Origin of the sequence: Mycobacterium arosiense ATCC BAA-1401 = DSM 45069, assembly GCF_002086125.1 — a bacterium.
GTDB lineage: Bacteria > Actinomycetota > Actinomycetes > Mycobacteriales > Mycobacteriaceae > Mycobacterium > Mycobacterium arosiense.
Genome location: NZ_MVHG01000092.1, coordinates 1 through 21,377 on the forward strand (window position 1 = coordinate 1; position 21,377 = coordinate 21,377).

The window sequence follows — 21,377 nt, forward strand, 5'->3', positions numbered from 1 at the left end:
ATCCGGGACCGGGGGGAAGTGTGCTCGGCGGTGTGCTGGCCGCGGTTCCGGTGGTGGTATAGCCGGTCAACGTGACTCTGGCGGTGTGCTGCATCCCGGTCAACTGGGCTTGGTAGGCCTGCGCTCGAGGCGCCCCGAACGGGTCCGCGCGTGCCTCGGCCAAGTTCGTTTTCGTGGTGCGCCACACCGTGGGGTGGCCGACTGCGGTCGTGGCGGTGGTGTGGGCGCCGGCGGCGGTGCTGTAGCCGTTGGCCAGTGCGCTGGCGTGGGTGGCGACCTGCTGAGTCCAGCCGATGGCCCGGTCCAGCCGTGTCACCAGCGGTGCGCTCAGCGCGGCGTGACCGGAGGCGAGCAGCTGGGTTCGGGCCCCGGTGAGTGCGGTATGCGCGGTCACTGCTTGGGCGGCCACGCCTTCCCACTGCGCGGCTTTGGCCAAAGCCGGCGCGGGCCCGGCGCCGGAGTGCAGCGCCAGGGCGAGCTTCTCACCGTCGCGGCCGCTGATGTCCGGCACGGGTGAGTTGGCCGGGGGCCCGGTAGGTGCAGCGCCCGCCGCGCCCGGTCCGCTGTGGGCGGCAGCCGGCGTGGCCACTGGTGCGTGGCCGCCGGCGCCGCCGTAGGCCGCCGCGGCCGCAGCGTCGTGGGTGTCGAATCCGCCGGCCGCGTTGTGGATACCGGCCGCGGCGCTAAATGCTTGCTGGGCACCGGCTTTGAGGTGCGCGACCAGCCAGCGTTGCCAGGCGTTGAGGTTGTCCATCAGGGCCTTGGACACTTCATCGTCCCCGCAGGGCGGCGCGTCGGCGTCTAACTGCTGGTGTAAGACCTCACCGGCGGCGTGAACCAGTTCGCCGGCGCGGCGCAGTCCACTGGTGTCGATATCCAAGCCCATGACGACCCTGCCGCTACTCGGACAACAGTGGGTCGTAGCGGTGGGCGAACGCCGCCTGCGCGCAGGCCAGGAACAACTCGGTGAATCCCTCGACACCCAGCGGACGCAGCGTCTTGACGGCAGCGTCGACATCGACGATCGCGCCGGTGGTGCACACCGACACCGACAAGGCAGCCGGGTCGGTCTCGGCAGTGGTGATGACCTCGTCGTCGTCGTCCTTGAATTGCGTCACAGTGATGGAATGCATGGCGGCCCCTTTATCCTGCCTGTCGCGTGAGATCGAAGACCACCGGATCCCGATCGGGTCCGGCGACGGTCGCGAGGAACTGTCCGCGCAATGCGCGGAACGCGTCCTTGTCGTGGCCCTCGAGAGCCGCCGCCAGCGCGACCTGCCACAGGTCCTGTCGAACGCTGTCATACCACAAGCCTTTGCGCGCGACTTCGACCGCGGCCCCGAACCGCTTGGCGTCGTGGTGCCGGCGCGCCAGGGCCACCGCAGCTGCGGGAACTCGGTCACGTAACTCTTCGCGCAAGTCTTTGGTCCAGGCCCATTCTTTCGGCGGGATTCTGCTCAGCGGCGGCCCGGTGACCAGATCCATCGCTGCGATCAGGTTCGGGGTGGGGGTGGTCTCGACGAGGATTTCCACCAGCCGCTCGAATTCCATCCAGTCTGAGCGCACCGCGTTGTCGAGGTGATAGCCACCATCGCTCATGGGCGGCAACGCTTTTGGCCCACCGGGGCGCACGACTCCCAGCCGTGCGCGCAGCAAGGAGAGCTGCTGGGTCACCGTTTTTTCTGAGGCCGCCCCGCCGTAGACACAGGCGATGATGTCATCGGCCCTGGCCCAGGGGCGGTGCTGAAGGAACACGGTGAGTTCGTTGAGCCGCTTTTCCCGGGGCCCGGGCTCTTGGGTGCTGTGCGGTGGTTGCAGTACTACCTGGCCAAGGATGCGGTTCCACATCGGCGCGATCACCGGCGCTGGCCCATCGGTCTGTTGCCGGCTTTCGGTCGCCGCGGCAACAGGCAGTGCAGCTGCCGGCAGGTCGGCTTGTGCAGCGTGCGGGGCCGGGCCCGGAGCGTGGTGCTCGTCTGCGGGTGCCGCAACGGGGGCGCGTTGGGCGGCTTGGCTGTCATCGGGGTGGTCGGCGACCAGGAACGTCGGCGCCGCGGGCGTCGAGGTTGCGTTCCCGGGGGCGAAGAAGTCGATCGGGCCCTGCTCGCCAGGCGCGGGTTCAGGCCGGGGCGCGCTGTCGGCAAGGCCTGCAGTCCCAGTGGTCGGGCTGTCCTCGTCGAGGCCGGTCGTATCGAGGGCCGAGTCATCCCAGTGCACTGCGCCGGCGGCGGCGCCGCGTTCGGCCGGCACCGCTTCAGGGGTGGCGACCGGATGCTCAGGCTGGTCGGTCAGCAGTTCGGCGCAGCGCTCGACGACCTCGGCGCTGGGAACGATCAGTGTGGCCGTCATCGGCCGCGACGAGGAGCCGCGACTGATCTGCCCGAGCCGATCGGGACCACAGTTGATCACCCAGGTGCTCGACATCGCCGCGTCTTGACCGAGGTCAATCAGGATCGGGCTGGTCGCCGCGGCCACGATCTGGGCGCGTTCGGCATAGGTCAGCCCGGGACCACACACCAGCACGTCGACGCCGGGAACAGACCCCGGCGCCACTGGTTGCACCCGGGTGGTCCATGGCCCCGTCCACACGTCGTCGGTGATCCCAATGCTGATGGCGGGATGGGTAGCCACCAGTTCCAGCACCCAGCGGCGGATCAATGCGGCAGCGGTGTCGGGATCTCCTTCGACGCGCAGCCGGGGAAATGCGGCCAGGTTCAACCCCACCAGTCCACCGTCATCGGTGGTCCCGAACACCACCAGGTAAACCGGATGGTTGGGGTCCGGTGGGTACCCGGGGTCGACGGCTTCCCAACCGATGCGGGCTTCGCGGCCGGCGGGCTGCCACGGCTGGGGCAGGGGAGCTTTGAGCCCTTCGACGAAGGTCACCGTCAGTTCGTCGCGGCGGGCGGTGATCACCCCGGCGGGCCCCGGTGCCGGTGAGAGCCCCGACAGCGATTCCAGGCGCCGCGCAACGTCGCGCGCTCGGCTTTGCCCGTACCACCATGAGGTGACCGGGACGCTACTGACGGCGGTGGACACCATGACCTGCGCGCTGTGCCCGGACTACTTGCTGCCCGTAGCGCTGGTGGCCGGGTCCGCGGGAACAGCGCCGCCATCACCGCCGGAAAACGCATCCAGGTCCACACCCGAGGTGTTCGTCGCGCTCGCGCCTGGCTTGGTGCCGCCGCCGGTCGCCGGAACAGCCCCCGCACCGCCGCCACCGCCTTGTCCGCCGGGGTTGTCTGCGGTGGTGAAGGGGTTGGTGGCCGCGTTGGGGTTGCTGCCCGCCGGGGTCGCGTTGGTGGCGCCGGTGGGGGAGCTGGAGAACGGGTCTGAGGTGGCTCCCACGGTGGTGGCCGCCGGCGCGCTCGGCGAGGCCAGCGGGTCGGCGAAGGGGTTGGCGGCCGGGCTGGTCGCACCGGCCTGCTGCGCACCGTAGGGGTCGCCGAACGGGTTGGCGCCAGCACCGCCCATTCCTTGCCCGAACGGGCTCATGCCCTGACCCAACGGGTTCATGCCTTGCAGCCCTGAGCTCCCTGAGCCGAGCAATTGGCTCAAGATGTCCATCAGGCCGCTACCGCCTTTGGAGTCGTCTTTACCGTCGTCGTCTCCATGGTGGTGGTGACCGCCGTTGGCGGCGTCCTCGCCGTTGGCCTGCTGGGTGGCCGCCGATTCTTCAACTGTGCCAGCGCTTTTGGACTGGTATTTCTCGATGATCGCCAGGATCTGACGTTGGCCTTCGGGTGATTGCGGATTGGGGACTGCGGCGATCTCGGCGGCCTCGGCTGCGGAGTTACCCGCGATGGCGTTGCCGCCGTTGATGTTGACATCAGCACTGCCGTCCGCGGCACCACCGGCACCGGTGGCGTTTCCGTTGAACCCGTCCAGCGGTACGTGATCATGACCGGTTGACTGGGCGAAAGGGCCGCCGTGACCGCCCATTAGCCGAGCACCGCCGTGGAGAAGTTCGAATCCAAGACCTGTTGACGGATTTCGCGGGCCTGCTCGGCGCATTGCCGGCTCAGTTCGCCGACCTCACGCAGCCCGTCACCACGCACCGGGTTATGGCCGAACAGGTCGTAGTAGCGGCGGTGCTGCTCCTGAGACTCTTGGACCAGCGCGTCGATCGCACTCATCAGTACTCCCCTCGGTTGGCGGCGCCCACCGAGGCCAACGCCGGCTCGGCTGATACACCGTTGGTGTGTGAATCAGAAGATGGCTCGGGCCGCCCCGCGGGGGCATCCGGCTTGGACCCCGGCGAGCTCTGCGTGGTGGGGCCGGCCGGGGTTCTGGGCGGCGGTGTGGGCAACTTGGCGGTTTTCTTGTAGCCCATTTGGTCGAGTTGATCGTTGGTGACCGCACCACCTTTGACCGCCGCGGCGCGCGCCTCTTCGTAGCGCTCCCGTGCCGCCGCCGCGTCGTGGAGCTGGGCCACGTAGGCGTCCCAGGTTTCTCCGACATCACCGACGAGGGCGGTGTTGTCTTTGAGTAGGTTGGCATACGCGGCCTCCGCGGCAGCCCTGCCGTTTTTCCTTTTCCTGGGCGCCATACCCACCTCCGTTGTCGCTAGTGCATATGCAGTTTGCGAGCCTGCATCACCTCGTAGGGATCGACCTCGATGTCGGCGGCGTCGTGACCGTCATCGAGGTCCCGATAGGGGATCACCAGCCGGTCAAGACCGTCAGCATCTTCGGTGAGGTAAGGCTCGGCGTGAACGTACTTCCAGTCTGCGACACCGTCAACGGAAAGGTCCACCAGATCACCGTGGGTGATCTCGTTGGCCGCGACCGGGATCGCGGCAGCGTATTCGTCTTCGATGGTCGGTAAATAGTCGTCGTCGAAGCCGTCAACGGGCGCCCCGAATGACGCGGCCGCCGGCGCTGTGGCGCCCTGCCCATCGTGGCCGTGTGGTATCCCCGCGAGGTCGGCATGCTCGTCGTCCATGGTGGCCTGGCGGACCGCGCTCAACGGTCGCACGTACTGCTCGCTCAGGGGGTCCAGGTCGGGACGTTCGGAGGCGAGCACGATCGGTGATTGGCGGATGTCGGCGAACGACAGCGACTGGTCTTCGTCCTCGGGGTCGTAGCCGCGCAGCGCACTGTCGACCACCCGGCGCGGCCAGAAGCTGTCGACGTTGCGCAGCTCGGTGAGGATGGCGCGTTCGTGGTCTGTCAACGCCGCCCACTGCTCCTCGGTGGCCGGGATTTTCGGCGTGTAGAACGCTTGCATCTCCCGGAACCGGCCGTCGGGCAGCTGCACGGTGCCGCGGCCCTTGATGCCCGGTTGGATGCGGGTGCCCGCGACCGCGTCGTTGAACATCATGATTGCCGCGTCCTTGGATCGCAGGCGGCCCATCGCCACCCGCAACGCGGTGTTGTCGCGCGCCTCACCAGAGATGAACATCGTGTCGGGACGCTGGATGCCGATCGCCATATGGATGGCCACTGCTCGCGCGGTCCGCAGCAGGATCCCGACGTCTTTGGTGGTGGGCGGCGCTCCTTTTTCCTTGCTGGTCTTGTACGTCGCGTAGAACTCGGCCAACGCCACCACCAGGTTGGAGAACTCGTCGGTGATCACGATGATGGGGTCGAAGTCGTCGGCGCGGTTGGGATTGATCTTGACCTGCGAGAGCCGATCGCGCATGGTGTCGGCGATGAACCGCAGCGCGGCGGTGTGCCCGACCAAGCCGTCTTCGTCGGTACCGGCGGTCACCAGCGACACGTTCGGCCAATCCCGCATCCCTGGGGAGTCGAAGCCCTTCGGGTCGATTTCGACCACGTTGAAACCCCGCCGGGCGCACTGCGTGGCCACTGTCATCAGCGCCGACGTCTTGCCCGAGGAGGTCTGGCCGGCGATGAGCATGTGCGGGGACTGTTTGAAGTCCCAGCTGATGGTGTTGCCGTAGGCGTCGACGCCGAACGGGATGACCGTGTGCTTGTACAGGGAACGGATGGTCGCCCGGGTGACCGTGGGGAATTGCAGCGGCGGGTCGACCAGGACGGGAAGGCCGGGGCTGCGCACGAACCGCACCCGCCGCGAGGCCATGCTCCATTCGGCTTCCCAGGATCCTCCGAGCGCATCAGAGACCATGCCTTCGATGACTCCGCGGCGATAGGCCGAGCTGACCTTCAGGTTGTAGGCGAAGCCGACGGTGAATTCGCGGATCCGCGAGGCGATGGCGTCGTTGCCGGTGGCGGCCGCTCGTTGCGCCAGCTCCTCATCGACATCGGCGGGCGGGCTGCTGGCGGCCTGCCCGTCAGCCTCGTCGGTCACCGGGGCTGGGGTGTCCACGGTCACCGAGGCGATGTGGGCTGCCGCATCAAACCAGGAGGCGACCAGCGGAGCGAGCACCGTTTCGGCGTCGTCGACGGCGTCGTGCTCATCGACGGTCACGGTGTGGGTGGCGGTCAGTGTGCGGGTCAACGCCTCATGTTCAAGGGTGTAGGTGTGGCCGGTGACCTCGCGCAGCACCGCGCCGACTTCGGCGATGAGGTCGTCGCCGACTGCTCGGGGATGCTGGCTGTAGAGCAGCTTGACCACCTTGGGGAATGCTTTTTGCCGGCGCGGGTAGGCGCAGCGTATGACCTTGACGCGGCCAGCTCGCAGGTCATCGGTCCATCCCAGCGTGAACGACGCCAGGTAGGTGACCTTGTTGATCTGGCGGGTGATGGTGCCGCGCAGGTACGCCCACCAGGCGAATTGGGTGAACCCGTAGCCGGCCGCGACCAATAGCGCAACGACCACCAGCCGACCAGGCAGGGTGCTCGCCGCGGGCCCGGCCCAGCGCAACAGGGCCCCGGCCAGGGCCAGGGTCACACCAGCGCCTCCCACAATCAGCGGCACCGTGGGGTACTGCTCACCGGTCCAGGCCTGTCCGGCACGCAGCTGGCCCAGATGGCCGGTGCGGGCGCGGTGGTTGGACCACGCCAGCATGGCCCACCACAGTGCGGCCGCCGCCGCGGCGATCGCCGGGGCGGCGATGAACAAGATCCAAAACCAGCCCACGCCCACGCCGGCGACGACGTAGATCGGGTTGGCTGAGGGGGGCAGCAGGTAGTCGCGCACCGGTGAGGGCGAATAGAGCAGGTGCTGGGCCGCTGGCCAGATCTTGGTGTAGGTCAGTAGCGCGACCACAGCCAGCGCGGACAGGATGATCCACCGCCACCCTTGGGCGGCCTGCTTCTGCTCGGCCGCGGATTCGCCGGCGATGTGGGGGCGTTTGAGCTCGGCGTTGTTGATCGCGTAGGGCCGCGGCGGCGGCGCCGTCCTGGTGTCAGCCTTGGCGCCGGGAGCTGTCTTGTTCGCTGCCATCACCGCACCCCCGGGCCCGGGGAGGAGGAGGCCGGCGCCGGCGTGGTGTCGGAGTTGACCGGCACCACGTTGGCGACCTTCCAGCCGTCTGCTGCCAGCGCCAGACGGATTTCGATCTGGGACCCGTCGTTGTAGGTGGCGCGAAACGCCACGGCGCCGGGCAGCTCGTCGAGCGGCCCGTCCAGCGAGCTCACCGCGGCCTGGGGGACGTTGCGGATATCGGTGAGCCGGTATTGCTCGATCAGCTGCTGCGACACATCGGGGCTGATGCGGGCCAACCAGTCGTCGTGATTGTCGTTCGGGGAGGCGAAATTGGTGGCGAACCGCGCGGCGAGGGCCCGAGCGGCGTCGATCGAGGCCAGCTGCGGCGCCACGGTGGGTGCCGGCAGCTGGTCCACCGCAGGGTTGTCGCCGTAGTCAGCAGGCGGGGCCGCCGGCGCCGGCGCGGGGGTGGCGCTGGCGGCTGGCCGCTGCTGGTGGCGCTCGCTGGCGGCGGTCTCACCGTGGTGGGTGCTGTACTGCCAGCACAATCCCGCCACGGCGACGATGCCGGCGATCACTCCCAGGCGCAGACGCAGCGGGACCCGCCGCATCCACCACCGCAGGCGCCACCATCGGGCTCGCAGTGATCGCTGCTGTGTGCTCATGTTCATGTCAGCCTGCCTCTTTTCTCGGTCATAGGACGCGTTTGATGACGACGAAGCGGGAGGGAAACGGTGAGAGCTTCACCGGGATCCCGAAGTCTTGGGCTTCCACGATCGTGGTGGGGTTGACCACCATGGCCACGTGTCCGGGCCCGCGGGAGTCGGGGTTCAAAAACACCAGATCGCCTGGCTGCACGGCGGTACGTGGGACGATGCTGCCGTAGTGGACCATGTCGTAGGTCAAGTGGGGCAACACAATTCGGTGTCCTGAGGCTTGGTAGATGGCGTAGAGCACCAGACCTGAGCAGTCGAATCCGCCCCCGGTGGGGCCGTTGGTGTTTCCGCCGCCCCACACATAGGGCAGCCCGATCTGGGCTTCTGCGGCTCGCGCGGCGGCCACCCCGGCCGCGGTGCCGGGCCCCAGGTTGCTCGGCGCGCCGGCGTGCGGATCGCGTACCACACCGCAGATGTCGCGGCCGCTGTCGTCTTTGGTGGACTCCGGCGGGGTGGGATGACCAGAGCTGGCCATCACTTCGTGTAAGTGCTGGCGGTAGAACGCGGTTGCCTGTGTCACGAATGCGGCGTAGGCGTCGGGAAAGGCCGATCCTTGGACTGCTTGGGCGGCCACCGTGGGGGCCATGTTCTGCCAGCCGCCGACTTTGAGCAGCTTGGCGAAGAACTTTTGAGCCGCAACGCCGGGGGTCATCAGGTCACGCAGGCTGCCCCACCATGGTTGTTGCTGCATGATTCCGACCGACTTGTGGTCGTGTCCCACGCCCTCATGGGGAATGCCCATCGATTCGGGCACATTGGAGTTGGCCAGGTTCCGCAGCCCGGATTCCTCCATGCCCACCGCCAAGCCGATGATGATGCCCTTCTCGGGCACCTTCATCTGCAGGCCGGCGGCGATGACAGCTTTGCCGTTGTTGATCGGGCCCGGCCCAAACGACACCCCGGTGTCGGGGCTGATTCCCTGGGACTGCAGCTGGTGCTGGCACTGCGGGGTCAGCCCCGCCGTGGCCGGCGGCGCCCCGCCACCGAGGAACACCACGAAGATCACCAGCAGCGCGGTCAACGCGAACGGCGCCAGCAACGCCAGCGCGGCGTAGAGCTTGCGGCGATGCGCCCATACCGTGCGGGCGATCGCCACCCATTCCATCGGTTCCATCAGTGCCCGGCCCTAGTCAGGCAGCCTCAGACAACGCGTGGCGGCCCTCGCGGCCGCCCCCGCCCCCGCCGCGGCTGGCGCGGTAGATCCGGACCGCTTCGGCCAGCCGGTCGTGAACTCGGCTGGCATCGCTGACCACGACCGCCGGTTCGGCTGGCTGCGGCGCACGCTGGTGGCCGCCGGCATCCGAGGAGGTGTCGGCGTCGCCGCCGGCGCGGCCTGCCCCCGATGCGCCTGCGCCACCTGCTGCGGGGTCGCTGATGGATGCCGGCCCGGATCCAGGTCCGTCGCCGCCGTCTGGACCGGCGCCGCCACCGCCCCCGCCGGCGCTGCTGGAGGAGTCCGATTCTGGTTGGATGCGGCCCGGCTCGCGTTTGTTGCTCGAGGCGCCGCGCCCGCCGGGCGCCAGGTTGCCCTTCAGTGCAGCCAGGTCAGCGGACTTGGAAAGCCAGCCTCGGCCGGACCCGCCGCTGTTTCCGCCGCCGAGTTTGGCGGCCATGGTGTCGCGGCTGCGGTCGAACATGCGGCGCAGCGGCCCGAAGAACGCGAACCCGAACGCCAGGACCAGCGTGGTCAGAAAGATCGACTGGATGGCGTTGGTCGACTCCTTGAAGACTTGGTCGAGGATCACGTTGTAACCGCCGAACGCCGCGGTGTAGATGACCATCGCCGCGAACGCCATCGCGCAGTCCAGCAGGGTTTTCCACGCGAACATCTGCGGCCCGCCCGGTATCACGCCGATGGCGAACGCCGGCGGGGCCAGCGCGGCATACAGCATGGCTTGTACCGCCGCGCGCACCACATGCCACACGAAGTAGCAGGCGAAGGCGACAAGGATGCTGGCCAGGAAACCGCAGATGGACAGCGGCACCAGGAAGGCGGCGGGGTTACCCATAGACTTGTCGTGCATTTGGTCGCCCTTTTTGGAGTCGCACCCCTGAATGTCGTCTTTGAGTTTGTCGCCGTGCTGGTCTTTGATTCCTTTCGACCATGCTTCTTTGCATTTACGCGAAATCGAGTCGCTGACTTGCCCGAAATTGATCATCTGGGTGGGCGAACGCAAAAACCTATCGGCCAGACGTGACACCATGTCGTCGATGTTGGCCTTGCCGCCGTTGTCGCTCATGTGTCCGTCCGACACCGACGACGCGATCTGCAGACCGGTGTCACGCCCTTTGGCCAGCAGCCCATCGGGGCCGACGAGTTCGGCCAGCGGGTTAGCGAAAATCGTTGCGGCAATACCGATCATCACCATCGCCATGGCGATGTTGGACACCGCTTTGGCGGTGCGGCCGGCCAGCACCGTGCAGACCGCGATGATCGCCAAGACCGCCAGGGCGGTCGCGGCCAACCCGAACCGGTCCATCGCGGTATCCACGCCGTGACCGATGGTCTGAAACGGGCCGGTGAATAATTTCAACCACGAAAAGTCGAGCACGAATTTGATCAGCCACAGCGCGGTCGTCGTGACGCACAGATACACCTCGTAGACGACAGAATCGACGTAGGAAAAGATCTTCGCCGTGGGATCGTCCCAGCCGCCCTGATTGAGGGTCAAGGTGTATTTGGCGACCGGCACATTGTCGGAGTCTTTGATTCCCATCCAGGAAATCAGCACGTCCCCGGCCCCGGTGTCGGCGCCGGTACCTGGATCCGCGCTCGCCTGGGCCGCGCCGACCACGAGCAGCAGAAATCCAATCAGCACCGCCGTGGTCACCGCACGGTGACGTGCACACCACCGCAGCACGGCCGCGGGAGTCCAGGCCCGAATCCCTTGATCCCAACGCGCCAGCCGATCGGCGTCGACGAGCACCCGGCCGCCGCTGTTGGGCCGATGGTCCCTCACATGAACCTCCGTGGGCTAGGCGACTTGGCTGTGGTCGGGGGGAGTGGTGCTCATCGCTTCGCGCCGCAGCGGCGAGGAGGGGCCGAGCACCTTGATGCGGCCGATCGCGCCGCGGGCGTCGCGCATGTAGCCCTCGCCCTCGCGGCCGCGCACCACCTTGCCGTCGGCGCCTTTGGGTGAGGTGTTGGTCGTCAAGTCACGCACGATGTGCGGGTTCTTGTCGGGGTCGATCCCCAGCCATTTCAGTGACCGCCTGGCCAGCGTCTCGTCACGGTGGCGCATGACGATCCGCATCGGTATCAGGTCCAATGCGGTGCCCGCGGGATAGTCGTTGACCGGGTCGTGGCTTCCCAGGATCAACGAAATGTTGTCTTTACGGCCGTCGCGCGCCAGCCGCGCCGTACGGGCCAAACCGGTGGAGGTGGAGGTCACGTGGTAGGCCTCATCGAGGGCCACCGCGGCCGGTCGCGCTTTGTTGAGCTGGAATGCTTGGCGACCCAACTCCATCGACAGCCCATAGATCGCCCGACCGAACACCTTGCTCGGACTCAGCGCCTCGCGGCCCGCCACTTCCTCACCGGTGGGCACCTCGACCCTGTTGGTGCGGATCACGATGCCTTCGGTGTTGAGATCCAGCGACGGCAGATTCGGGTCGAACAGCGCCGCGGCATAGCGGCGGCCTGACCAGTAGGCCAGGTGGCGGTGCAGCTCATCCCATCCCGAAGGCAGCGGCTTGCCGTCGGCCAACTTGCCCATGTCAGCCCCGCGCTGCAGCACGGCAAGCAGGTCCGGGATCGAGCGCACCCCCCATTCCGGGCGCAGCACCTCACCCAGTGTCATTCCCATCGGGGAGTTCGCTTCGCACTCGAACAGCGGCGTGAGCAGTTCGACGGCGGAGTCGACCCCAATATCGGCCTGGAAGGTGCGCAGCGGATCCATCGACCACTGCGGCCGCATCAGGTCGATGATCGCGTGACTACCCAGGGTGGCCGCCGGGCGCGCGTACTCCCCGGAATCGGTGCGGTCGATCGCCAAGAACTGACCGCCGATGTCGACCAAATGGAACAGCATGTACATGATCAGCCAGGTCTTGCCCGCACCCAATTCACCGGCGATCGCGATCGCCGAGGACGCGTCTTTGAGCGGCTCACGCCACCACTCCAGGTGCACCGGCTGATTGCGCCGACCCGACAAATTCAGCGCGATGATCGGCCCCTGCGCATCACCGACGGCATTGGTCGCGAACGGCACGCTGGCGGCCTGGTACTCACTGATGGTGACGTGGGAGAAGTCGGCAACCACACGCAGGCCGGCACCGCCGGGATTCATCGCCGACCACAGCTCGCGTTGCCCGCCCAGCGGGGCGACCACTTTGATGCGGTTACGTTCGAAGGCCTGCACCAGTTTGAGCGCCCCGTCCTCACACTGGGCCCGCGAGGCGCCGGCGATGGCGAAGATCGGGCACATCGACACCTCGATCTCGTCGTCGTTGGTTTCCAACAGCGCGTTGTATTCGCCGAGATCGAGCGCCTGCTGCGACAGCATGTCTTGGGCGAAGGACACCTCGGAGTCGCGCTCACCGACTTGCTCATTGAGCCGCCGCAGGTTCTTGGTGTTGCGCGCGATCGCCTGCTCGCGGCTGGTCTTGCTGATCCGCGCTGCCCAGTCGACGTCGAATCCATCGACGCGGTCGGCGATGGTGAAAAACTCCGACCCCGGAAACTGCAACCCCTCGAGGGGAAGCGATTCGATCGCCAGCAGCGTCTGCCATGAGGTGGCCGCGCCGATCCGGCCGGGCTGGCTGATCTTCACCAGCGGCGCAAAGCTGTCCGGCCGCCACCGCTTGCGGTCGCCACGCCGTTCACCTTCGTCGAATTCCGCTGCGGCGAACGCTCCGGCGGGGGAGGACACGTTCGACGAAATCGAGGGCGGAAACACCTCGCGGCGCGTCCCGCGTGACAACGCATGGTTCCACAGCCACACCATCTGCGCTGCCGTCAATGGCTCGAACGCAAACACCGACGGAAGACGCGCGACGATCGCGGCCGCTAGCGCTGCCGCCCTTGCCATCTCGACGCGGTCACGCTCCGCCGAGCGGCGCGCCACGCCGCCCCAGCCGGTGAGATCGGATACGACGTCGGCGTCGGTGACCGGAAATGACAGCACGAAAATCCGCTCGGCGGCGTGCACCGTGGACGAAAAGTACTCGTGCTTGCCCTCGCATTCCTCGCGCCACATCGGACGGGCGCTGAGGTCTGTTCCGGCGATCGCGCGCGCAAGGATTTCGTCCGGATTCATCGCCGCGATGACGCCTGCGATGACCGCGTTGTTCGGCAGCGCTCGGATCAGGTTTTTGTGGTGGATCAAGGTGTCGTATTTGCGTTCGTCGCTGGTGTATCCATACGCCAGTCCGGTGAGCCGGTAGTCGGCCCAGATTGCGCCATCGCGCATGCGGCGCAGGTTGCCCATCACCGACATCGTGGGTTGCAGGTTCTGGTCGAGCTGGTGAGCCATCAGAGCGTCCTTCTTCGAGGGTGTTTGAGGCGGTGATCAGGTGAACAGTTCTGCTGCAGTGCTGTGCGGCCGGTCGAACAGGTCGTCCCACCCGGAATCAGTGACTGTTGCGGTCGGCGCATGTGGGCGCGATTCGGCGCGGTGCGATACCGGCGCCGCGTCGATTGCGTCGAGAATGGTGATGGTTGGCCGCACCGTCGACACGGCCTCGACGCGGCGCTGTTCGTTGACGCTGCTGCTTCGGGGACTGGTGTAGAGGAGGAAGATTCGGTGCAGCCGAGTGCTGAATTTGACGGGGGAGTACGGCATGCGCCGCATCACCCCGACCGCGGCGACTGTGACGCTCACTCCCACCGCGCCGGTCAGTAAGGGATCGCCGAACCGGGGCAGCGCGAACAGGGTGATCAACAACCCACCGACGAGCGCGATCAGCTCGGGGATCGGGAAGGGTCCGCCGGGGAGCTTCCATCGCCCGTCGAACTTGGCGATGACGATGCGGACCCGCGAGGCTCGGGTGTACCACTTGGCGACAAACATCGGCGCTGTCCCGGCTCAGCGGGTTCCGCTGTTGGTCAGGCTGTGGACGGTGTCTTTGGACACCACACCCAGCGAGGGCAGTGCCCCGATAATGCCGATGAGAATGACACCGACAGCGACGGTTTTCAGCGCGGCGGTCTTGTTCTTGACGACGAAGTATTCGAACACCGCCAAGACCGCCGTGCCGCCCATCGCCAAGAACACCGCGAAGCTGATGCCCTGGTTTTTGATGTTGGCGCCGATATCCCAAATCGGGGCTGCCACGGTTCGGACATGGGTGGCTGCTGCTGAGGCGGATCCGTCCGCGATGAACGAGGCGACGGTGGTGATCATTTGTTAGCTCCCTTCGGGGCTGTTGGTGGCGTAGCCGCGCGGTGATTTGGTGGACGTTGTGGCGGTGGTCGTTGGGGTCAATGACGGTCCAGACGGCCCTGCTTGGTTGGGCGGGATGATGCTGGGCGCATCGTTGATCCGGTCGACTTGCCAGTGGCCTGCTGCCACCGACATCACGAGGGGGAAATCCATCGGCATCAGCACGCCGCTGGCGGTTTGCATCACGGCCCGCACCGTGACCTCAATGCCGTCGGCTGCGGGAGGAACGTCCTGGGCGGTGGCAGCCTCGGAATTGGTTTGCACGCGCTCGATGGCCATCGTGGTGAAGCGCGGTGGTTGTTCGGCCGTGATTTTGGCCGCCGCAGAGATGTAGGGCGTCAGGTCTCCCTGCCCGGTGAGCATCGCGGCGAGGAACCCGGCGACGGTCTTGTACACCGGCCGGTCTTCGGAGACCAATGTTTGTGTGGCCAGCTGCACCGGCAGCCCCGGTTGGCGATCCGGTCGTGCGTGCGGAAGCGTGAACGCGCGGTACAAGTTGTGGGTGTCTGCTGAGATATCGACTTGGAGCTTGACCGGCACCATGGACGCGGCGTTGGCGGCCTTCGGGATCTCGGCGTCAACGACGACCGAATAGGTCTGAAAACCGTCGTTGAAAACACCCGGAAGACATGACGCGGCGCGCAGCGCCCGCCCGCCGGCCGGCAGCGCAGACGGGGGGATATCGCCGTCGTAGAACTGCTTGATCGCCGCCGTGTTCGACGGGTCTTTCAGATAGGCATCCACGTAGCGGGTTGCGTAGGACTTCACCGCCGTGAATTGGTCTTGTTCGGCCGCTGTATCGGTTGCATGCGGCCGATTCATGACGAGCAGCACAACCCCGGCTAGAAGCGGGATGTAACTGATCATGATGAACGCCAGAAACGACGCGCTCGCTCGGGCGCGAAGCTCATCGGCGCGGATGGTGTCCCCGCCACTGACGCGCAGAAAGAGCGAGTCCAGCGCACCGGCGATGGAGCGCGTCAACATACGGACCCCACCGCCTGGGTTTCCAGCACGTCAAGCAGCTGCAGGGCCGTGCTGCGGTTGTTGATGATGTGCGCGACCAGGGCCACGGACTTGGCCTCGTTGAGGGGGTCGGACCGCAGCTGGTCCATGAGCTCGCGCAGCTGGTCGCAGTAGGAGCGGACCGCAGCGTGGGTGCGGCGAATCGGCTGCGCCATCGGTAAGGCCTCCAAGAGGGGTAGATGCTCGGACGCCCTCTAATGCGGGCCAAAACACCGATTTGGCGACAACCGCATACATAACGAATTGGTAACGCATACGCGCGTATGACATCGCGATGTTCGCTCGATGCTTGACAGGGGGATTACGCTCGGCTCGGCTGTAGCCGCGAGGCGGAAGCCACGGACGAGCGCCTCCCCCTCCTGCATTAGCTCGTCAACGTATGCGCCAAGCGCATCACCGCATATGCGGTGACGACAGCCCGGACGAATCCCCGCCGCACCCCGGCCGAAGGCCCCCACGCATCGCTATGCCCAGGTGCCGCCCCGCGAACCGATGCGCCGGCCTCCGGGTACGCCGCGCTCAGCAACCTCCGACAGCGGCGCCCACCCATTTCCCGTCAACCAAGCTGACAACCACATAACCCAAGGTCACCACTCCAGGATGTGACGCACGTCACCTCCATGAGGACGGGTTGTCAACCGCTCTAAACACCGCTTCGCAAACCCCCGCAACAACGTCCCCGGATTCCATAAGCGCGTCACCTCCCCGCGACGCCAAGGAATCCAATGACCATCTGGGACCAACTCGCCGACCAGGCCCACCGCCTGCTCACCCAGCCCCGCCGCGGCGACCTCACGCCCGCAGTAACCCTCATCCAATCCCTGCACCCGCGCGCCCCGCACACCCCCAACGCCATCTGCGCGCACCTGCCCACCGCATCAACCGTGCTGCCCACCCTCGCGCGCTACGCCCGCAACGGCGACCGCCACGCCCTGCTCATGGCAGCCGTCCTGATGCGCCACGCCCTGCGCCGCATCGCCGAACTCGCCGACCCCGACGGCTACCTGTCCACCGACCGCGACGCCCGCGACAACGACACCCTGACCATCTTTTTCACCCTCATCCGCACCGCCGCAGAACCACAGATCTTGACGTCGCGCTACCTCTACAACGCCACCCTGCGCAAAGTCATGGCCGCCCGGCCACGCGCCGGCACCCCCACCGCGGCGGTGCGCGTCGACCCCCACTCCGCGATCCTCGACCGCAGCGACACCGGCACCGACGAAGACCACACCGCGCACCTGCTCTCCCAGGCCCGCGACCACCGCATCATCACCGCCCTGGAATACGAGACCCTCAAAGCGCTCTACCTCAACACCGACATCTACAGCCCCAGAAGCGCAGCACGCAGCCTCGGCGCCAACGTCGGCGCCATCGAACGCCGCGCCCAACGCGCCATCCGCAAAATCAGCAGCCACTTCGAGAGCGCGGCAGCAGCAGCATGACCATCCGCCACCGCTGCACTCCACTGGCGGTGTCGCTACCCCTCACCGCCACCCTGCTGCTGTCCACCGCTGCGCCTGCCCATGCCGCACCGGCCACCTGCCCAGCCATCGAAGCGATCGCGATCCCGGGCACCACGCAAACCACCCCGCAGGCCGACCCCACCAAACCCGTCGGCATCCTCGGCAACATCCTCGAACCGATCAAACGGATCGTTCACCTCACCGTCGACACCTTCTACACGCCCTACCCGGCAACCATCTTCGGCGGCACCGACGGCGGCGGCTACCTGGCCTCCAAACAAGCCGGCATCGACAGCGCCGACGCCCACATGAGAACGGTCGCCTACCGCTGCCCACATACCAACTTCCTGCTGACCGGCTACAGCCAAGGCGCCGACGCCGCCGGCGACATCGCAGCCGCAATCGGCCACAACAGAGGCGCCATCCCCGCCAACCGGCTCCTCGGCGTCGCCCTCGTCGCCGACCCCTCACAGTCCCCGGTAGGCCAGCCCACCATCGGGCTCAACCAGCCCGGCGTCGGCTTCGCCGGCGTACGCGCCGGCGGCTTCGGCGCGCTCACTCAACGCAACGGCATCCTGTCGATCTGCGCACCGCTGGACTACTTCTGCAACCTGCCCCAAGCCGACCTCGTCATGCGCTTCATCGGCCACCTCGGATCTCACCTCGACGCCTCGGATCCAGCCGGCTCCGCCCAAAAGCTCGCCACCATGTTCATGGCCGGCCTCATCGCCCCCGCCACCGCCGCCGTCAACCAAATCCTGCAGCTCGTCAAAGACCCCAACCTCATCCCCGACCTCGTCCACCGCGGCGTCGCTTTCGGCGTCGCACTGGCCCAACAGCTGTTCTGGCTCGCCGGACCACAGGTCGCGGCCACCGCATCCGAGCTGTTCAACGCCGCCGGCCAAATCATCAACCTCATCCAGGCACGCGCGTGGACCGCACTGCCCGTGCTCATCACGGCCATCGCAACCAAAGCCGCCAACGTCGCCAACGCGCTGTCGAAAATGCAGGAGCAGACCAACGCCATCAACGTCAGCGCCTTCGGCCCTGTCGGGGCCGGCCTCGCCCACCCAGGCCCCGGCCTCGGCGATCTGGTCACCGCAGTCATCAACGCCATCAGCGTGGCCACCGGCGGCATCGGAACCCAGGCCACCGGCATCTTCGGCCCCACCTTCGCCCAGTTCAGCGCCGCCACCGTCGCCACCGCACTCAAACACTTCGCCGAATTCATCAAGGGCGACTACCACAACGACTACGACACCGCCCGCCTCGACCCCGCCGGCCACACCGGCACCCAGCTCGTCCAACGCTATTTCGTCAACCAACTCAACAGAATCGTCTGAAAGGCACCCCGGACACCCATGACCCCAGACACCCCCGCCCAGAGCTCGTAAATGACCGTCTACCAGGAGACCACCCACATGGATTACGGGCTTTGGCTGCTGCGCGAACCGACCGGCGCAATCACCCTCACCGGCTGGTCGGAAACCCCCGGCGCCACCAGCGCCGTCGCCGCGAGCAAGACCGAACACTGGCCCGTCTATACGCTGTGCCGCGAACCCAGCCAGCTCGCCGCGCGCCTCACCGAGCTCGGCCTCGACCTGGCCGCCGGCCACGACCTCAGCGACCTAGACAAGAACTGGGATGTCTACGTTCGCCACCCCGACATTGCCGCGCTACGCGCCGCACTCGACACCGACCGAGCACGCGACCGCCGGTAACCGACCGACCGCTCCAGGCCGCGCCAACCCACCTCCAAACGCCCACCGGCGGGCCCCGCCGCTCGCGATCAACCAGCAGCCCCACCGCCACCAAAACGCCCTGCCCCGGCCGGTGCTGGGATGCCGCTCCACAGCGCGCCACCACGCACCAATCACGGGTCGCACAGTCCCCGTCATTGGTCACTCAACCCGCCCTCCGAGCCCGCGCCCAGACCTTCCGCCAAGGCTCTGCAGGCGCCCCGACCGACCCCGGCACCAAGCCGCCGGCCACAGCCCCGCAAGCACCGGCAGACCGCGGTTCATCCCGACGCTTCACCGCCCTCAAACACCCTCGATCACCGGATGCGCGCCAGCCCGCGCCAACGTGCGCCACGGCGTGCCGAGCCGCCCGCGCCGGTACCGCGCGACCGGACCCTTCCGCACGGGTCACTGCGTGAGCCCCCGGGGCCAGGGAGTGGCAGAACACAGTCCGTGGGTGTGGCAGATGCGGCAGTTGGGTTGTCGTCTCCGCGTCGTGGTGGTGACCGCGGATAACGTCGCCGCAGGGACAACGATTCGACCTCACCAAACGGGACGTTGGGCCTCAAGTGCAACGAACAAACTCGCCGCCGCCGGGGCATAGTCGTGGGCACGTTGACGTCCTCCTCTGGTCGGAGCCAGGGGAGCCCCACCTGTCCCTGCCCTCCAGAGGGACGTCAAAGCGGCCATTTCTCGACGAGTCCCCAAACCGTTCCCGCTGCACCGAGGCTGAGGACGGTAACGCCCGTCACCTTATCGATGAGATGCGGGTGATCCCATGTGATCCATAGACCTAAAAGCGCCAAGACGATGGCCACAATCGGCCACCGCAGTTTCGCGTTGTGGTTCACCGTTTCTCCGATCCGAGTCGGTTCTCATGCGTCAGGCTGAGTACGCCGACCCGTGCTTCACCCTGCTGCCGTCCGCCGCCGCGTCTCGCTCGTTCGACTAACGGTTGGCATCGACTAGTTTCCGTCAGAGGAAGTCGTCGCCGTCGCGGATCCGCTGCCGAAGCGGGTCCAGCGGCACCTCGATCAGGTAGTCGTCGTCGAAGAAGCGCTGCCGATAGGCGTGCAGCGCGAATTTCAGCGCGTGACGGTTGGCGTGCTGGCCGAGGAACTGCGGGCCCGCCGTAAGCGGCACCATACCCGCGGTCATCCAGTACTTGTTCAGGCGTTCGACCGTCTCCAACTGCTCGACGGACGGTGCCGGATCAGCCTCGGAATCCCAATGCGGATGCATCAGGATCAACCCGTTGGACGTGGGGATCATCGGTTTGTCGCGGCGTGGAGACCCGTAGCTTTAGCCGCGGGAGGAAACGCCGCTTCTCCTTTCACTCTGGTGTCGGTGGTGGGGGTTAGGTTGCGGGGGTGTCGCGTTATCGGTTGCTTCCCGCTGCTGGTCAGGTGGTGGGGTTGGCTGAGCATTGCCGGCACGCCCGGTATGTGTGGAATTTGGCGGTCGAGCAGCAGCAGTTTTGGCGACCGGGCCGTCGCGCGCCGGGCTATCACGAGCAGTGCGCCCAGCTGACTGCCGCGCGCGCCGAATCAGCCGCAGCGGTTGGGGTTTGCTCGCCGCGCGGCTGCAGCACAAAGCTTACGGTCGGGTCGAGCAGATCCCGGCCGCATTCACGTCGCAACGTTGCTCGGCGTGCGGGCACGTCGCTGCCGGAAACCGCAAGAGCCAAGCGGTATTCGACTGCGAGTCCTGCACCACAGGTCCGTGCAACGCCGACGTAAACGCTGCACGCAATATCGCCGCCGGACGGGCGGTGACAGCACGGGGAGACCTCGGCGCTAGCCGGTCTATGAACCGTGAACCTCAACACGACTCTCCTGCCGCATAGGTTGTAGGGGAAGGTTGGAATCCCCTGGCTTCAGCCAGAGGAGGACGTCAACGTTTCGATGCATTGGCAGCATAGGGACCACGCGCCAAGGCGGTGGCCCTGCAGCGCGGGGTCCACGACGATCCACAGCGCGATCATGACGACCTCGACACAGTCGGAGAACTGTTGTGCCAGCTCGGGTCCGATGCAGTGGTCGTCGAACAGTGGGGCGAACCGGTCGGTGCGTAGGTGGTGGAACTCCTCGCGGCCGAGCAACTCCTGGGCGAGACCTTCGACGCCGGTGCGGGCCATGACAAAGTAGCTCTGGCCGACGACCACGTCCGGGTCCCCCACGTGGGAGTCGACGTGGGTCATCGTGATGTCGGCGCGCCACAGCACCGTTCCGGAGTCGTAGACGGCGTCGATGGTTTCTAGGTGCAGGGACGGGCTGAACATCTCAACAGTCGCGCGGGCCGGGTCGAGGGTGTTGACGAAGTCGTCGAGAGAGATCCTCGTCGTCGTCTCCTCCGCCGCAGGCCGCACGCGACTGGCCGCGCCTGATCTTTGTCAAGGCTACTCAGCAGCCACCCAAGGCGTACGAATCGTTGGTCGGAGACCAGGCACTTTGAGGCGAGTTGGGCACCTAGCCGTCGGAGAATCGTTCGAGGTGTGGGCAGCCAAGGGAGGCAACTTGAAACAACGGTCCAGATTGTGTACCTCATGTAGCACGCTGAGTTACGATGTGCTACATGAAACGGGTTGGTGTCCGTGAATTGCGCCAGAATGCGAGTGTGCTTCTGCGCGCGGTGGCCGACGGCCACACCATCGAGATCACCCACCACGGGCACCCGGTCGCGCAATTGATTCCCGCTACCAACGACGCCTGGTCGGCCCTGATCGCCAGCAAGGAAGTCACGCCCCCCCCCCAC

General features: G+C 66.8%; 23 protein-coding genes and 1 pseudogene. 6 read left to right on the plus strand and 18 right to left on the minus strand.

Annotation, left to right across the window (positions count from 1 at the left end; all coding sequences use genetic code 11):
• The 15 genes from BST14_RS23645 to BST14_RS23715 all read right to left on the minus strand — a co-directional run.
• On the minus strand, positions 1-886 hold an 886-nt coding region (locus BST14_RS23645), incomplete at its 3' end, for a PPE domain-containing protein (RefSeq protein ID WP_142279565.1).
• A 13-nt stretch (positions 887-899) separates the two neighbouring features.
• The gene (locus BST14_RS23650; protein ID WP_036473454.1) at positions 900-1,133 is read right to left on the minus strand and encodes a hypothetical protein; all 234 of its coding nucleotides are present in this window, start codon (positions 1,131-1,133) and stop codon (positions 900-902) included.
• A 10-nt stretch (positions 1,134-1,143) separates the two neighbouring features.
• Positions 1,144-3,042: a hypothetical protein gene (locus tag BST14_RS23655; RefSeq protein ID WP_036473453.1), complete on the minus strand. Its 1,899-nt coding sequence runs from the start codon at positions 3,040-3,042 to the stop codon at positions 1,144-1,146.
• Positions 3,043-3,063: 21 nt separating this feature from the next.
• The gene (locus BST14_RS23660) at positions 3,064-3,942 is read right to left on the minus strand and encodes a hypothetical protein (protein WP_036473452.1); all 879 of its coding nucleotides are present in this window, start codon (positions 3,940-3,942) and stop codon (positions 3,064-3,066) included.
• Entirely contained in the window at positions 3,942-4,136 is a 195-nt protein-coding gene (locus BST14_RS23665) for a hypothetical protein (RefSeq protein WP_036473449.1), read from the minus strand. Before BST14_RS23665 ends, BST14_RS23660 begins: the two co-directional genes overlap by 1 nt.
• Positions 4,136-4,549, minus strand: a complete 414-nt coding sequence (locus BST14_RS23670; protein WP_083066781.1) for a hypothetical protein — start codon at positions 4,547-4,549, stop codon at positions 4,136-4,138. Before BST14_RS23670 ends, BST14_RS23665 begins: the two co-directional genes overlap by 1 nt.
• 17 nt (positions 4,550-4,566) lie before the next feature.
• Positions 4,567-7,311 carry an FtsK/SpoIIIE domain-containing protein gene (locus BST14_RS23675; protein ID WP_036473444.1) on the minus strand — a complete coding sequence of 915 codons (2,745 nt, stop codon included), beginning with the start codon at positions 7,309-7,311 and terminating at the stop codon, positions 4,567-4,569.
• Complete coding sequence (locus BST14_RS23680; protein ID WP_133259259.1) at positions 7,311-7,958, minus strand: hypothetical protein; 648 nt, start codon at positions 7,956-7,958, stop codon at positions 7,311-7,313. The genes BST14_RS23675 and BST14_RS23680 overlap by 1 nt, the downstream gene beginning before the upstream one ends.
• A gap of 28 nt (positions 7,959-7,986) precedes the next feature.
• Complete coding sequence (locus BST14_RS23685; protein WP_051641675.1) at positions 7,987-9,123, minus strand: C40 family peptidase; 1,137 nt, start codon at positions 9,121-9,123, stop codon at positions 7,987-7,989.
• A 16-nt stretch (positions 9,124-9,139) separates the two neighbouring features.
• Positions 9,140-10,969 carry a hypothetical protein gene (locus BST14_RS23690; RefSeq protein ID WP_225337322.1) on the minus strand — a complete coding sequence of 610 codons (1,830 nt, stop codon included), beginning with the start codon at positions 10,967-10,969 and terminating at the stop codon, positions 9,140-9,142.
• Between the two features lie 15 nt (positions 10,970-10,984).
• The gene (locus BST14_RS23695; RefSeq protein WP_036473441.1) at positions 10,985-13,483 is read right to left on the minus strand and encodes an ATP-binding protein; all 2,499 of its coding nucleotides are present in this window, start codon (positions 13,481-13,483) and stop codon (positions 10,985-10,987) included.
• Between the two features lie 36 nt (positions 13,484-13,519).
• A complete protein-coding gene (locus tag BST14_RS23700) occupies positions 13,520-14,020 on the minus strand; it encodes a hypothetical protein (protein WP_036473440.1) in 501 nt (166 codons plus the stop codon).
• 15 nt (positions 14,021-14,035) lie between these two features.
• Positions 14,036-14,353, minus strand: a complete 318-nt coding sequence (locus tag BST14_RS23705; RefSeq protein WP_036473439.1) for a hypothetical protein — start codon at positions 14,351-14,353, stop codon at positions 14,036-14,038.
• Positions 14,354-14,356: 3 nt separating this feature from the next.
• Complete coding sequence (locus tag BST14_RS23710) at positions 14,357-15,379, minus strand: hypothetical protein (RefSeq protein WP_036473437.1); 1,023 nt, start codon at positions 15,377-15,379, stop codon at positions 14,357-14,359.
• Positions 15,373-15,573: a hypothetical protein gene (locus tag BST14_RS23715; protein ID WP_051641674.1), complete on the minus strand. Its 201-nt coding sequence runs from the start codon at positions 15,571-15,573 to the stop codon at positions 15,373-15,375. Before BST14_RS23715 ends, BST14_RS23710 begins: the two co-directional genes overlap by 7 nt.
• A 570-nt stretch (positions 15,574-16,143) precedes the next feature.
• On the opposite strand from BST14_RS23715, the gene BST14_RS23720 reads away from it, so the two are divergent.
• The 3 genes from BST14_RS23720 to BST14_RS23730 are packed head-to-tail and all read left to right on the plus strand — an operon-like array spanning position 16,144 to position 18,605.
• Positions 16,144-16,863 carry a hypothetical protein gene (locus BST14_RS23720; protein ID WP_036473435.1) on the plus strand — a complete coding sequence of 240 codons (720 nt, stop codon included), beginning with the start codon at positions 16,144-16,146 and terminating at the stop codon, positions 16,861-16,863.
• Positions 16,860-18,227, plus strand: coding sequence for a cutinase family protein (locus tag BST14_RS23725; RefSeq protein WP_036473434.1), 1,368 nt, complete (start codon positions 16,860-16,862; stop codon positions 18,225-18,227). Before BST14_RS23720 ends, BST14_RS23725 begins: the two co-directional genes overlap by 4 nt.
• A gap of 51 nt (positions 18,228-18,278) precedes the next feature.
• Positions 18,279-18,605, plus strand: a complete 327-nt coding sequence (locus BST14_RS23730; protein ID WP_036473432.1) for a hypothetical protein — start codon at positions 18,279-18,281, stop codon at positions 18,603-18,605.
• 695 nt (positions 18,606-19,300) lie between these two features.
• Here the strand turns inward: BST14_RS23730 and BST14_RS30160 are convergent.
• Together BST14_RS30160 and BST14_RS23735 are read right to left on the minus strand one after the other, a co-directional pair.
• Positions 19,301-19,474 (minus strand): hypothetical protein, encoded by a 174-nt coding sequence (locus BST14_RS30160; protein WP_158085919.1) that lies wholly within the window; start codon positions 19,472-19,474, stop codon positions 19,301-19,303.
• Between the two features lie 124 nt (positions 19,475-19,598).
• The gene (locus tag BST14_RS23735) at positions 19,599-19,895 is read right to left on the minus strand and encodes a hypothetical protein (protein ID WP_036473430.1); all 297 of its coding nucleotides are present in this window, start codon (positions 19,893-19,895) and stop codon (positions 19,599-19,601) included.
• A gap of 98 nt (positions 19,896-19,993) precedes the next feature.
• Between BST14_RS23735 and BST14_RS32700 the strand changes: the two are divergent.
• Positions 19,994-20,089: pseudogene (locus BST14_RS32700) on the plus strand (helix-turn-helix domain-containing protein); the annotation flags it as partial.
• Positions 20,090-20,139: 50 nt separating this feature from the next.
• The gene (locus BST14_RS23740) at positions 20,140-20,469 is read left to right on the plus strand and encodes a zinc ribbon domain-containing protein (RefSeq protein ID WP_225337343.1); all 330 of its coding nucleotides are present in this window, start codon (positions 20,140-20,142) and stop codon (positions 20,467-20,469) included.
• 30 nt (positions 20,470-20,499) lie between these two features.
• On the opposite strand, the gene BST14_RS23745 is transcribed toward BST14_RS23740, so the two are convergent.
• On the minus strand, positions 20,500-20,991 hold the full coding sequence (locus BST14_RS23745; protein ID WP_036473429.1) for a hypothetical protein: 492 nt from the start codon (positions 20,989-20,991) through the stop codon (positions 20,500-20,502).
• A 206-nt stretch (positions 20,992-21,197) separates the two neighbouring features.
• Between BST14_RS23745 and BST14_RS23750 the strand changes: the two genes are divergently transcribed.
• The coding region (locus BST14_RS23750; RefSeq protein ID WP_211280796.1) for a type II toxin-antitoxin system Phd/YefM family antitoxin at positions 21,198-21,377 on the plus strand (180 nt) is incomplete at its 3' end.

What these genes read in the sequence shown, in the direction of transcription:
- BST14_RS23715 (WP_051641674.1), bottom strand. Translation starts at nt 15,573, where the DNA reads ATGGCGCAGCCGATTCGCCGCACCCACGCTGCGGTCCGCTCCTACTGC.
- BST14_RS23660 (WP_036473452.1), bottom strand. Translation starts at nt 3,942, where the DNA reads ATGGGCGGTCACGGCGGCCCTTTCGCCCAGTCAACCGGTCATGATCAC.
- BST14_RS23680 (WP_133259259.1), bottom strand. Translation starts at nt 7,958, where the DNA reads ATGAGCACACAGCAGCGATCACTGCGAGCCCGATGGTGGCGCCTGCGG.
- BST14_RS23650 (WP_036473454.1), bottom strand. Translation starts at nt 1,133, where the DNA reads ATGCATTCCATCACTGTGACGCAATTCAAGGACGACGACGACGAGGTC.
- BST14_RS23735 (WP_036473430.1), bottom strand. Translation starts at nt 19,895, where the DNA reads ATGATCCCCACGTCCAACGGGTTGATCCTGATGCATCCGCATTGGGAT.
- BST14_RS23670 (WP_083066781.1), bottom strand. Translation starts at nt 4,549, where the DNA reads ATGGCGCCCAGGAAAAGGAAAAACGGCAGGGCTGCCGCGGAGGCCGCG.
- BST14_RS23720 (WP_036473435.1), top strand. Translation starts at nt 16,144, where the DNA reads ATGACCATCTGGGACCAACTCGCCGACCAGGCCCACCGCCTGCTCACC.
- BST14_RS23705 (WP_036473439.1), bottom strand. Translation starts at nt 14,353, where the DNA reads ATGATCACCACCGTCGCCTCGTTCATCGCGGACGGATCCGCCTCAGCA.
- BST14_RS23700 (WP_036473440.1), bottom strand. Translation starts at nt 14,020, where the DNA reads ATGTTTGTCGCCAAGTGGTACACCCGAGCCTCGCGGGTCCGCATCGTC.
- BST14_RS23675 (WP_036473444.1), bottom strand. Translation starts at nt 7,311, where the DNA reads ATGGCAGCGAACAAGACAGCTCCCGGCGCCAAGGCTGACACCAGGACG.
- BST14_RS23655 (WP_036473453.1), bottom strand. Translation starts at nt 3,042, where the DNA reads ATGGTGTCCACCGCCGTCAGTAGCGTCCCGGTCACCTCATGGTGGTAC.
- BST14_RS23665 (WP_036473449.1), bottom strand. Translation starts at nt 4,136, where the DNA reads ATGAGTGCGATCGACGCGCTGGTCCAAGAGTCTCAGGAGCAGCACCGC.
- BST14_RS23730 (WP_036473432.1), top strand. Translation starts at nt 18,279, where the DNA reads ATGACCGTCTACCAGGAGACCACCCACATGGATTACGGGCTTTGGCTG.
- BST14_RS23725 (WP_036473434.1), top strand. Translation starts at nt 16,860, where the DNA reads ATGACCATCCGCCACCGCTGCACTCCACTGGCGGTGTCGCTACCCCTC.
- BST14_RS23685 (WP_051641675.1), bottom strand. Translation starts at nt 9,123, where the DNA reads ATGGAACCGATGGAATGGGTGGCGATCGCCCGCACGGTATGGGCGCAT.
- BST14_RS23710 (WP_036473437.1), bottom strand. Translation starts at nt 15,379, where the DNA reads ATGTTGACGCGCTCCATCGCCGGTGCGCTGGACTCGCTCTTTCTGCGC.
- BST14_RS23695 (WP_036473441.1), bottom strand. Translation starts at nt 13,483, where the DNA reads ATGGCTCACCAGCTCGACCAGAACCTGCAACCCACGATGTCGGTGATG.